This window comes from Flavobacterium limicola (assembly GCF_003634755.1).
Lineage (GTDB): Bacteria > Bacteroidota > Bacteroidia > Flavobacteriales > Flavobacteriaceae > Flavobacterium > Flavobacterium limicola.
Genome location: NZ_RBXA01000001.1, coordinates 1,599,335 through 1,612,303, shown reverse-complemented (window position 1 = coordinate 1,612,303; position 12,969 = coordinate 1,599,335). Strand labels below are relative to the sequence as shown.

Below are 12,969 nucleotides of genomic sequence, written 5' to 3'. Positions count from 1 at the left end.
AACAATACATTTAAATAGAGATACATTATTTATGGCTGCACATCGAATTTTTATATTGATACTAATTCTAATCCATTTCTTCAATATCCCCTCTTTTGCTAAAGAAAAAAAAACCACACTAAAGGAGATTACCCAAATATCAAATGAGGCACTAAAAGATATGGATGCCGGAAATTTTGAAAAATCTTTAATAAAATCAAGACTTGCTTTAAAGTATGCCATCGCTATTAATGACAATAATCTTATTGCATCCATATACAACACGATTGGAGCTAATTTTGATGGATTAGCAGAGTTCGACAAAGCTTTTTTTTACTATAAAAAAGGACTTTTATATGCTAATAAAACTAACAATGACGAGTTAAAAAATTGGCTGAATAACAATATAGGAAACATCTATTGCTTTGATAAAAAACAATACGAAAAAGGAATTTTTTATTATAAAAAGTCTTTAGAATACAGCGAAAAATCGAAGGATTCCATACAAATTGTTTTTACCAATCTCAACTTGACTTGGGCCTATTTTGATATTGGTCAATTTGAAAAAGGGTTTCCTCATTTAAAATTCATCAATAAATACCACAAAAAATACGGAGACGAATCTACTGTTGTTGCACTCAACATGCTCAACGGGATGTATCACAGCTATAAAAACAACCCTGAAAAGGCGGTCGTTTTTTTCCAAAATGCGATAAAACTAGGAACCGAAGGAAATCAAAAATCTGATTTATCGTATTCGCATTATGAATTCTCTAAATTTTTATTAAAAAAAAAGGACTATGAAAATGCGTATAAAAACCTTGAATTATACAATAAAATTACAGATGAATTAAATATCGAGGAAAAACTCAACAAAGCAAATGTTGTCGGAATAAATCTTCAAATTGACGAGTATAAAAGAGAAATCGACAAAATAGGAAACGACTATAAAACCAAAGAATCTATACTAATACAAGAGCAATCCAGAAACAAAAAAATTGTTATATTATTAGTCGGAATCCTGCTCGTATTGTCCATCCTTTTTTATCTCTATTCTCAAAATACACAGCTAAAACAAAAAAATAAAATTAAAGACATACAAAGTCAACTGCAACAAAATACGATCAACGCCTCTATCAACGGACAAGAATTAGAACGAAAAAAAATCGCTTCGTTTTTACATGATAACATCAGTGCTTTGTTATCCTCTGCAGGGTTGCACCTCAATGCATTTACCTCTAAAAATCAAACTAATGCAGAAGAAATCATAAAAACCAAAGCCATATTAGAAGAAGCACACGATCAAATAAGGGATTTATCTCATGAACTCATGCCAACGCTTTTAGCACGATTTGGTTTATTTTATGCTTTAGAAGATTTATGCGAAAAAAACTCAAACTCGGTAATTCAATTTAACTACTCTATTGTGGTGCCTACCAAAACACGTTACAATGAAAATTTTGAGATGAAAATGTATTTTATCATCATGGAACTACTAAACAATATCATAAAACACAGCCGCGCCACTCAGGCAAATTTGACTATTCAAGAAAACAATAATTCACTCCAAATCAAAATCGAGGATAACGGTAAAGGATTTGACAACGATAAATTTTATATTCTGGAAGGTTTCGGAATCAACCAAATCAAAGCCCGAATAAACAATCTAAAAGGAACCATTCTAATAAATTCAAAGCTAAATTCAGGAACAACTGTTACTATTGAAGTGCCTATTACTTATCAAAAAAAAATAACTACACCCGTTTTTCCATCTCAATAATTTCCATATCCTTGATTTTGTCGCCTTCAATCACAAAGCGCAACATCGTACGCACTTGATGAAAACCACTTTTTCCGGCAGCTCCAGGATTCATGTGCAATAAATTATGTTTCTTATCAAAGATGACTTTCAAGATGTGCGAATGTCCACAAATAAATAATTTTGGAGGATTCGATTCCATTTCTGCTTTAATATTGGGATTGAATTTCCCAGGATAACCGCCAATATGCGTAATCCAAACATCCACTCCTTCACACATAAAACGGTTGTGCAACGGAAATTCAAGTCTGGCTGTGGCATCATCAATATTTCCATACACACAACGCAACAGTTTTAGCTTTTTTATCGCATCCGTAACCGCCAAATCACCTATATCGCCCGCATGCCAAACCTCATCAGCCTGAGCGACATATTTCAAAATCGTATCATCAATATGGCTGTGTGTATCGGAAAGCAGGAGTATTTTTTTCATATTTATAATGTCATTACGAGGTAACAAGTAATCTGGAGCAATTTCCTGCTATCCGTTACAATCTTTATTGTTTTTGGCAGCAAAACAATAAAGGATTTTCACTTCTATCAGGGCTAGGATTTTGGGGTAAAAATAAACATTCGGATTCCAAATAAAAAATGAAATCGAAACTTAACAAAGTTTGCACCTGCGTGACTTCGTGGCAAAAAAATTAATAAGTATCTTTGTGGCTTCAAAAAAATTCACTTGAGATATTTCATCAAATTAGCATACAACGGAACCCATTATCACGGCTGGCAATACCAACCCAATGCTGCTTCCGTTCAGGAAACGATGAACAAAGCGTTTTCGGTGCTATTGAATACAACCATCAATCTTATGGGAGCCGGAAGAACAGACACCGGAGTTCATGCGAAAGAAATGTATGCTCATTTTGATTTTGAAACGCCATTAGATATTCCAAGTTTAGTGCACAAACTCAACTCTTATTTGCCCAAAGACATTGTTGTTTATGACATTATAATGGTTCACGATGCAGCGCACACTCGTTTTGATGCCACTAAAAGAACCTATGAATACCACATCAATACGTTCAAAGATGTTTTTTCGCAAGAGCAAAGTTGGTATTTCCATCAAAAGCTAGATATCGATTTGATGAATGAAGCGGCACAACTATTATTCAATCACAATGATTTTCAGTGTTTTTCAAAAGTAAATACGGATGTAAATACTTTTGACTGTACGATTTTTGAAGCCTATTGGAAGCTAGAAAAAGGCAATTTGATTTTCACCATTTCGGCCAACCGTTTTTTACGCAATATGGTGCGTGCCATAGTGGGAACATTAGTAAACATAGGATTACACAAGATTACACTGGCTGATTTTACTGCCATTATAGAAAGTAAAAACCGAGATAAAGCTGGTTTTTCGGTTCCGGCGCATGGTTTATATTTAACCAAAATAGAATACGATTACATTACGCAATAGCCTTGAGTACTTCACTAGACTTTTATTTTCGTAGGAGTTCAGTGAATGTAAACATTTGCAGTAAAAATCCTTTTATGTTTTTGCTGCCAAAAACATAAAAAATTGCAACGAATAGCAGGAATAGCTCCAAAAAATATGAAAGCAAAAGCATTTGATACCAGATTATTCAAACGAATATTAAAATTCACAAAACCCTATCAATGGCGTTTTAATGGCGTGATTATTTTCGCCATTTCACTATCGATTTTTGCGGCATTACGTCCGTATTTATTGAAACAAACCGTAGATGGATACATTGCAACGCAAGATCAACAAGGATTATTGATGTATGTCATCCTGATGGGAATTGTCCTTTTATTGGAGGTATTTTCGCAGTTTTACTTTGTTTATTGGGCGAACTGGCTGGGTCAAGACATTGTAAAAGACATTAGAACAAAATTATTTCGACATATTTTAAGTTTCCGAATGAAATATTTTGATCACGTTCCTGTGGGCCAACTCGTGACACGTTCGGTTTCGGATATTGAATCGATAGCCCGAATTTTCAGTCAGGGATTGTTCATGATTATCAGTGACTTGATGAAAATGGTTGTCGTATTGGCTTTTATGTTTTACATGAACTGGAAACTGACTTGGATTGTGATTGTGGCAATGCCAATTCTGGTTTTCTTCACCCGAATTTTTCAAAAGAAAATGCAAGTCGCTTTTGAAGAAGTGCGAACCCAAATTGCCAATATGAATTCCTTTGTGCAGGAACGCGTAACGGGAATGAAGATTGTCCAACTCTTTAACAGAGAAAAAATTGAGTACGAAAAATTCAAAAGCATCAACGACAAGCATAAAAAAGCGTGGATAAAAACCATTCTTTACAACTCCATCTTCTTCCCTATTGCGGATATTATTTCGTCCTTAACCCTTGGTTTTATTGTCTTGTATGGCGGAATCAAGATATTAAACGGCGATAATTTTACCACTTTTGGAGATTTATTTTCATACACCATGTTCATAGGAATGTTATTCAATCCGTTACGTCAAATTGCGGATAAATTCAACGAGATGCAACTGGGAATGATTGCGGCGAACCGTGTTTTTGACATTTTAGATACCGAAGATCAAATTCAGGATACCGGAGTTATCGACGCACCAATTTTTAAGGGAGATATTGAATTTAAAAAAGTCCGTTTTGGGTACATTCCGGATGAAGAAGTGATAAAAGGAATTGATTTAGAAGTTAATGCCGGTCAAACGATTGCTATTGTAGGCTCTACAGGTGCCGGAAAATCTACGATTATTAACTTACTGAATCGTTTTTACGAAATCAACAGCGGTTCTATTTATATTGACAATCACAATATTGAGAATTACACATTGAGTTCTTTACGAAAACAAATTGCGGTTGTCTTGCAGGATGTTTTCCTTTTTGCCGATACTATTTTCAACAACATCACCTTAAATAATTCTGAAATTAGTCGGGAACAAGTTTTGGCTGCAGCCAAAAAAATTGGCGTGCATGAATTCATCATGAGTTTACCGGATAATTATGATTTTGATGTGAAGGAACGCGGCGTTATGCTTTCTTCCGGTCAGCGTCAATTGATTGCTTTCTTGAGAGCGTATGTGAGTAATCCAAGTATTTTGATTCTGGACGAAGCCACGTCATCGATTGATACGTATTCTGAAGAATTGATCCAGCGCGCTACCGAAACGATTACCAAAGGCAGAACATCAATTGTCATTGCGCACCGTTTGGCTACGATTGTAAATGCAGATAAAATTGTAGTCATGGATAAAGGATTGGTTGTTGAACAAGGAACACATCAGGAATTAATTAACCGTGAAAGTGGCTATTACAAGAATTTGTACGATTCTCAGTTTTCAGTAGCGAATTAGTTTTTTGCTAAAAAGGAACAAAGGCTCAGTGACGCAAAGGTTTCAAGGTTAAAAAATCAGCGTAAATCCTTTGAATCCGTGTCATCCGTGTGCCATTTTTCAACAATGAGAATAAGAGAGTAAGAGAAAAATCAGTTGAATCCGCTTCCCATCTTTTCAATAATGAGATTAAGAAAGTTAAGAGAGAAATCTGTTGAATACATGACCATGAATTTCACTTTTCTTTTTTACAAAGATGCTACAGTTAAAAAAACAAAGGTATTTTTCTGAAAATTGGTTAGTTTGCCACTTTATTACTTTGAAACTTTCTCAAAACAGAATAAATCCTTAAATTCGCCCAATCAATTAAACAAGAGAAACACACAAAATGAAATGAGTTTTTACGAATTCATTTTTACAAAAATTTAAATAAAAATAAAAAAATGAAATACGATATTATAGTTTTAGGAAGTGGTCCAGGTGGTTATGTTACAGCTATTAGAGCATCACAATTAGGCTTTAAAGTAGCCGTAATAGAAAAAGAAAACTTAGGTGGTGTATGCTTGAACTGGGGTTGTATTCCAACAAAAGCTTTACTAAAATCGGCTCAAGTTTTTGATTATCTAAAACACGCTTCTGATTATGGATTGACTGTTTCATCCTTTGACAAAGACTTCCCTGCTGTTGTACAACGCAGCCGTTCAGTAGCTGACGGAATGAGCAAAGGGGTTCAATTCTTGATGAAAAAAAATAAAATTGACGTGATTGATGGTTTTGGAAAACTAAAACCAGGAAAAAAAGTTGATGTTACAGACAAAGACAATAAAGTTACGGAATACAGCGCAGATCATATTATTGTAGCTACTGGAGCACGTTCTCGTGAGTTGCCAAACTTACCTCAAGACGGTGTAAAAGTAATTGGTTACAGACAAGCAATGACATTACCAACACAACCAAAATCGATGATTATTGTTGGTTCTGGAGCAATTGGAGTTGAATTTGCACATTTCTATAACTCCATGGGAACTGAGGTAACTATCGTAGAATTTATGCCAAATGTAGTTCCTGTTGAAGACGAAGACATTTCGAAACAAATGGAGCGTTCCTTGAAAAAAGCAGGGATCAAAATCATGACAAACTCTTCTGTTGAGAGAATTGATACAACTGGAGCAGGTGTTAAAGCATTTGTGAAAACGGCAAAAGGAGAAGAAGTGTTAGAAGCGGAGATTTTACTTTCTGCTGTTGGAATCAAAACCAACATTGAGAACATCGGATTAGAAGAAGTAGGAATTGCTACTGACAAAGATAAAATTTTGGTGAATGCTTACAACCAAACGAACATTCCGGGTTATTACGCTATTGGTGATGTTACGCTAGGACAAGCATTAGCTCACGTAGCTTCTGCTGAAGGAATCAATTGTGTGGAGAAAATTGCAGGATTGCATGTAGAACCTATCGATTATGGAAATGTACCGGGTTGTACGTATGCGACTCCAGAAATTGCTTCTGTAGGTTTGACTGAAAAACAAGCTAAAGAAAAAGGATACGAATTGAAAATTGGTAAATTCCCGTTCTCAGCGTCTGGAAAAGCGAAAGCGTCTGGAACACCGGATGGTTTTGTAAAAGTAATCTTTGATGCCAAATATGGCGAATGGTTAGGATGTCACATGATTGGTGCCGGAGTTACTGATATGATTGCTGAGGCAGTTGTGGCGCGTAAACTGGAAACTACAGGACATGAAATCCTAAAATCAATTCACCCACACCCAACCATGAGTGAGGCTGTTATGGAAGCTGTTGCTGATGCGTATGGTGAAGTAATTCACTTATAGATTTCAGAATTTAGAATAAAGATTTCAGATTATATATTAATCCGATTTGTGAAAGCAAATCGGATTTTTTTATGTCCTTAATGCATTAGCCAAGAGATAAAGTAGTTATAAGAATTATGAAACTTTTATACAGAATTACGTAACAAAAATTTTCTGTCTAATTCCGTAATTTGAATAAATCAAAATAGTTAAAATAAACGGATTCAATTTTCTTTTTGTAATTATTTAAATCGCTGCCTTATGAAAAATATTTACCTAAACACCGGAACACTACATGAAGTTTTTAATGAACTTGAAACTTCTTTTGACGGCGTATTAAATTCAAGTAACAATGAATTTAAACTAGCCTTAGATACTGATTTCATAAAGGGAAATATTGATGCGGTTACTTTTATAAACGGAATTACATCCTTTCAGGTAAACATGACATTTTTGGATGACATCGCATTAAGCATCGAATCACCAAGTAAATCGTCTATTTTATTTGCGTATTGCACCGAAGGATATTTCAAACATAGTGTTGGTATTTCTGGACCTAAATCTACGCTTAGAAAACATTATTCAGCAATAGTAACCAGCACAGCAAGCGTAAATACTATCTTGCATTTCAAAAAAAATTCAGCTATCCAATTCTCTTTGATACAAGTAGAAACCGCTGGTTTAGTGCATACTATCAATGATCCATTGTTATCTCATTTGAAAAAGACGTTTTTAAATAACCAATCCAATTTTAATTATCAAGGTCTACAAAATATAAAAATTGCTAAAAAATTTAGTCAGATGAATTCAATTTCTGACAAAGGAATGATCTGTCACGTACAGAAAAAAGATATTATACAGTCCATCCTTAACATGGAAATTGACAATCATACCGACACTTTAATTAGAATAAAACGCGCGATCAAACGTTCGGCTCTGAATCATATTAATGACTTGAAAACAAAATACAGTGTTATCAAAAATTACGCAGCGGATTCCATTTACAGTAAAGTAATCACCTCAAAAAACCGAATCTTTATCAAGTAACTTTTCTGAAAATTTGAACAATCACAATCTCGCTATTCGACAACTCATTTGTCATTTTGATAATTAAAAACTTCGATTTTATATCAAAATAGGAATCCGATTCGCTTTTGCAAATCGGATTTTTTTATAGAAACATTTTCAACAGCAAAGAGCTATTTTGTGGGAATTTAACATATTAACATTTATTTACAAAGCAGCATTATGAACCTATTCAATTCTGCTCTATATTTGTATTTCGAGCCTTTTATCTCGTTTAATTCTGATTTTATTCCATTATAAATGAATACTGAAACCAACCGTTTTTCAAACACATTACAAGAAAACCAAAATAAAAATTGGGTAAGAGCCATCGATTCTTCTAAAATCATCACTTGGATTGATGATTTATTCAAAATATTATTTCCTGAGAAAGCTTTGGAAACCATTCAAATCGAATTGCTTTTAGACCAAAACAAAGCCAATTTCATCGCCATTCTTTCAGAGATTGTAAAAGACAAATCAGCGAATGAAATCTTAGATGATGCCGAATCTTTTTATACCGGACTTCCGAAACTATATGATTCGATGCAAAAAGATGCGCAAGCCATTCTGGACACGGATCCCGCTGCTGATTGCATTCAGGAAATTATCAATTCTTATCCTGGTTTTTTTGCCATAGAAGTCTATCGAATTGCCAATGCTATTGCTTCTCGCAATACTTGTCTTTTGCCACGAATTCTTACCGAATATGCGCATAGCAAAACCGGAATTGACATTCACCCAAGTGCCACCATCGACGTTCCTTTTATGATTGATCATGGAACCGGAATTGTCATTGGGGAGACTACAATCATTGGGAAATATGTCAGTATTTATCAAGGAGTGACATTGGGAGCGTTGCAAGTCGAGAAAAGCATGCAGGAAAAAAAACGCCACCCTACCGTAGAAGACCATGTGATTATTTATGCCAATGCTACTATTTTGGGCGGAAGCACCATTATAGGAAATCACAGTATTGTGGGCGGAAATACGTTTATTACCAAGAGTGTGAATCCGTATTCATTTGTCATGCAATCCAATAAAAATAAAGTTTTAAACCAGCAGGAAATAAAAGATATTAATTTTTTCTCCATATAAATATTATGAAATACAACAACATACTCGAAACAATAGGCAATACGCCACACGTAAAAATCAATCGCTTATTTGGTGCCAACCACAATGTTTGGATCAAACTGGAACGTGCTAATCCCGGAGCCAGTATCAAAGACCGAATCGCTCTTGCGATGATTGAAGATGCCGAAACCAAAGGATTATTGAAAGCTGGAGGTACCATCATTGAAGCCACATCCGGAAATACAGGAATTGGTCTTGCAATGGTCGCCGCCGTAAAAGGCTATAAATTAATACTGGTAATGCCAGAATCGATGTCGATAGAAAGACGCCGACTCATGAGCCTTTATGGTGCCGAATTTGTCTTGACGCCCCGCGAAAAAGGAATGAAAGGCGCATTGGAGAAAGCACAGGAATTAGTTGCCGAAATGCCAAATGCCTGGTCACCACTTCAGTTTGAAAATCCTGCCAATATCGAAATTCATAAAACAACCACCGCGCAGGAAATCATAAAAGCATTCCCTGACGGACTGGATTATTTGATAACCGGAGTAGGAACCGGTGGTCACATCACAGGTTGTGCCGAGATATTGAAACAACATTTCCCCAACCTGAAAGTATATGCTGTAGAACCTGAAGCCTCACCCGTTATCAGTGGTGGTACACCGGCTCCCCACCCTATTCAAGGAATTGGAGCAGGATTCATCCCTACCAATTTGCACACGGATCTATTGGACGGAACCATCCAAGTGAGCAAAGACGAAGCATTTGCATACGCCCAAAGAGCAGCCAAAGAAGAAGGTATGTTCATAGGAATCTCCTCGGGAGCGTCACTCGCTGCTGTAGCCAAAAAACTTTCTGAAATCCCTGAAAACGCTAAAGTACTAACTTTTTGTTACGACACCGGAGAGCACTATTTAAGCATCGAAGGCTTATTTGTATAAACGAAAATCCCTCTAAATACGAACCGATTTGTGAAAACAAGTCGGTTTTTTTATGGCGTTTGTTTTTTTGGGCGTGTCCTTGTTGCAGTGCTATTGTATAAATCATTTTGCTTAGTTCCGCAACAAGGTCGAGCTATCCGTTATAAACGAAGTTCACTGAACTCCGCTAAAAATTAAAAACATTGTGAAGTAATCTTTTATTACGCTGCGCTTCATAAAAGGATTTCCACTGCTATCCCTCACGCAAAAGGTGCTAAATATATGTTTTTGTAAGTTAAAAACATCCTAAAAATAAAAAGTCCATGCGAAGATTTGTAAGATAATATTTAAAGTGTATATTTGAGAGCAATGCGCTACTCAGTAGCGCCTATCCACCCAAAGGGAGAGGTATAAGCGCTACTTTGTATCGCCTATATACTAGTTAGTGGCAAGCATATGACCGACCAAAATAAACAGACAGAAATGAAGAAAGCAATATTTACAAATCTGACATTGATACTTTCATTGACACTTGGTTTCATATCTTGCAATCAAGAGACAAAATCAAATAATCAAACTACCGTAACTAACGACAAGACTGACACTATCATTGTGAAACATAAAAACGACTTAAACAAATCTTATGAAGTAGGATTTTTATCAAAATCGTATTCTTATTATTGGCTTGTAGGTAATGACACTTTGGATTTTTCAGTAAACGCAAGACAATATGAAAAAGACAGCACTCTACATTTGAGCATACATCATAAAAAACCAATAATATTTACAACAGCATTGACAAGAATAAACGAATGTTTACCTCAAATTAAGGAAGACTTCTACTTGACAAAACTCAATTCACTATATTTTAGAGACCCAATTTATTATTTTGATTTAGTGAAAGAGCTTTCAACAGAATATGAAAAACAATTTGGAAGGAAAAACATTAGCTACGAGAAACTTAATGACTTTCTTTTAAAATCAAAAGTGAATAAACAACTTGACAACTTTGTAAGCCCGCTAGACAAGAAGATTAAGCGTTATAGCATTGAAAAATTTCATTTAACGGACAAAAAATATTTTGGAGAATACTTGCCAAATGTTGACTTGAAAGAATATCCAGAATTTGCAATTAATGGGATGGGACTTTATATTCAACTAGAAACGAAAAGACAAAATGAAGATAATGCCAGCCACTAACAGCCGTTTTGCAAAAGCGGGGGTTTTGTGCTTCTATGACAGTGAAGTGCTAAATTCAAGCTTTGTGCATTTAATGAAGTTTAGTGCTGAAAATCCCCGCCTTCACAAAGCCGCGAACCGTTGGCAGTAATTTTGAGAAAAAATTAGGACTAAAAAAGAAAATTAATGGGAATATTTGGAAATTTATTTGGGAGTAAAAAAAAGCTAAAAATTACTGACGTTGATTTCGGAGAAATTGAAAGTTTTTTCACGAAAGGAAATAAGGTTGGTTGGAAAATAAAGAAAAGATTTTTGGATTCTGACATTGAAATCTTAATTGTTAGTAACGAAGATGGAATATTAGAAAACCAAAGAAAAATTATTCTCAATGCGTTGAATAACGAAACAGAAATTAAAACTGAATCTGAAAAAGCGCTTAAAGAACAATTCGAAAATGCTGAAATGGATTTTATATCTATTGAAAAACATTTTGAACCTAAAGCACTTTCTGTTGAAGAAAATGGTTTTGAAATGTCATTTCAGGAAAAAGAAGGTAAAAACTATTATTTTAATGTACATTTTGAAAATAATAAGCAAGTTGGAGTTTCTATTGATGGATAAATCTAAATGGAAATTATCAAATAACTTAAGTGAAAGTAAATAAAAAAACTACCGCCAACAGCCACTACAACGGATTTGGGCATTGGACTTAATGGAAAGATGGTTTTGTATTTGGAAGTTTAGTGATAACCGAAAAATAACGTTAATTTAATCCCAAACCCGCTGTAGTGCCAGAACGTCAGGCTGTGAAAAAACCTTCTTTTTCCATTAAAAACCTTGAATTTCCCTGTTCTACAATTCAAATAAAGCCTTTTAAGAAGGCTCTTTTTTTAGGCTACTAATTTAGTTTGATAGAAATTAAGGGCAGTAGTTAGCTTTAAATACTCCTCTTTTAGTAAAAAAAAAGACTTTTACCTTGTAGGGTGAGTTCCATTTTTTGAGTTTTACAAATCAATGTTAACTTTATTATTTGTTTAATTATTTGTTAAATTAATTAAACAAAACAAATAAATAGCTATCTTCGAATATCTTAATTTAATTTAAACTTAAAAATATTGACTATGAAATTAGTAAAAACAATTGGTGCATTTGCATTGTTAGGAGTAATTGCTACTTCTTGTGGAGAGAAAAAAACAGCTGAATCAACAGACATGGCTGACACAACAACTGTAGTCGTAGATACAATGGCTGTTGCTGAAACACCAAACATTGTAGGTGTAGCTTCAGGAAATGCAGATTTCTCAACATTGGTTACAGCTGTTAAAGCAGCAGGATTAGTGGAAACATTAAGCGGTGATGGACCTTTCACAGTTTTCGCTCCAAACAACGCAGCGTTTGATAAACTTCCTGCAGGCACTGTAGATGGTCTATTGAAACCAGAAAGTCTTGACAAATTGAAAGCTGTTTTGACGTATCACGTAGTTTCAGGAAAATTTGATGCTGCAACAGTAATTGATGCAATCAACAAAAACAACGGAAAATATACTGTTACAACTGTTCAAGGTGGTACTATTGTTTTAAGCTTGAAAGACGGAAAAGTGATGTTGACAGATGCAAATGGTGGAACTGCAACAGTTGTTCTTGCTGATGTAGCTGCTTCAAATGGAGTTATTCATGCAATTGATACTGTAGTTATGCCTAAATAAGGTTTTTAACTTTTAAATTTTAGAAACCGTTGCAACAATGCAACGGTTTTTTTATGCGATGTCACAAACAAATAACAGTTCATTTTTCGCCACAGACAACAGCTTTGACTAACTTTGAAATAAA

At 34.8% G+C, this 12,969-nt stretch carries 11 protein-coding genes; 10 read left to right on the top strand and 1 reads right to left on the bottom strand.

Annotated features, from left to right (window positions below):
- The first annotated feature begins 31 nt into the window (after window positions 1-31).
- On the top strand, window positions 32-1,759 hold the full coding sequence (locus tag BC952_RS07145) for a tetratricopeptide repeat-containing sensor histidine kinase (protein ID WP_121364855.1): 1,728 nt from the start codon (window positions 32-34) through the stop codon (window positions 1,757-1,759).
- On the opposite strand, the gene BC952_RS07140 is transcribed toward BC952_RS07145, so the two are convergent.
- Window positions 1,734-2,231: a metallophosphoesterase family protein gene (locus tag BC952_RS07140; RefSeq protein WP_121364854.1), complete on the bottom strand. Its 498-nt coding sequence runs from the start codon at window positions 2,229-2,231 to the stop codon at window positions 1,734-1,736. The genes BC952_RS07145 and BC952_RS07140 overlap by 26 nt on opposite strands.
- A gap of 246 nt (window positions 2,232-2,477) precedes the next feature.
- Here BC952_RS07140 and truA point away from each other — a divergent pair, with 246 nt between their 5' ends.
- From truA to BC952_RS07095, 9 genes are all read left to right on the top strand, one after another.
- Window positions 2,478-3,218, top strand: coding sequence for a tRNA pseudouridine(38-40) synthase TruA (gene truA, locus BC952_RS07135; RefSeq protein WP_121364853.1), 741 nt, complete (start codon window positions 2,478-2,480; stop codon window positions 3,216-3,218).
- A gap of 135 nt (window positions 3,219-3,353) precedes the next feature.
- Window positions 3,354-5,108, top strand: coding sequence for an ABC transporter ATP-binding protein (locus BC952_RS07130; protein WP_121364988.1), 1,755 nt, complete (start codon window positions 3,354-3,356; stop codon window positions 5,106-5,108).
- Between the two features lie 422 nt (window positions 5,109-5,530).
- The gene (lpdA, locus tag BC952_RS07125; protein WP_121364852.1) at window positions 5,531-6,919 is read left to right on the top strand and encodes a dihydrolipoyl dehydrogenase; all 1,389 of its coding nucleotides are present in this window, start codon (window positions 5,531-5,533) and stop codon (window positions 6,917-6,919) included.
- A gap of 240 nt (window positions 6,920-7,159) precedes the next feature.
- Window positions 7,160-7,945 carry a hypothetical protein gene (locus BC952_RS07120; RefSeq protein ID WP_121364851.1) on the top strand — a complete coding sequence of 262 codons (786 nt, stop codon included), beginning with the start codon at window positions 7,160-7,162 and terminating at the stop codon, window positions 7,943-7,945.
- Window positions 7,946-8,224: 279 nt separating this feature from the next.
- Window positions 8,225-9,061: a serine O-acetyltransferase gene (locus BC952_RS07115; RefSeq protein ID WP_121364850.1), complete on the top strand. Its 837-nt coding sequence runs from the start codon at window positions 8,225-8,227 to the stop codon at window positions 9,059-9,061.
- A 5-nt stretch (window positions 9,062-9,066) separates the two neighbouring features.
- Window positions 9,067-9,981: a cysteine synthase A gene (cysK, locus tag BC952_RS07110; RefSeq protein ID WP_121364849.1), complete on the top strand. Its 915-nt coding sequence runs from the start codon at window positions 9,067-9,069 to the stop codon at window positions 9,979-9,981.
- Between the two features lie 462 nt (window positions 9,982-10,443).
- On the top strand, window positions 10,444-11,160 hold the full coding sequence (locus BC952_RS07105; protein WP_147405266.1) for a hypothetical protein: 717 nt from the start codon (window positions 10,444-10,446) through the stop codon (window positions 11,158-11,160).
- A gap of 165 nt (window positions 11,161-11,325) precedes the next feature.
- Window positions 11,326-11,760, top strand: coding sequence for a hypothetical protein (locus BC952_RS07100; protein WP_121364847.1), 435 nt, complete (start codon window positions 11,326-11,328; stop codon window positions 11,758-11,760).
- Window positions 11,761-12,260: 500 nt separating this feature from the next.
- Window positions 12,261-12,845, top strand: a complete 585-nt coding sequence (locus BC952_RS07095; RefSeq protein WP_121364846.1) for a fasciclin domain-containing protein — start codon at window positions 12,261-12,263, stop codon at window positions 12,843-12,845.
- The last annotated feature ends 124 nt before the right edge of the window (window positions 12,846-12,969 follow it).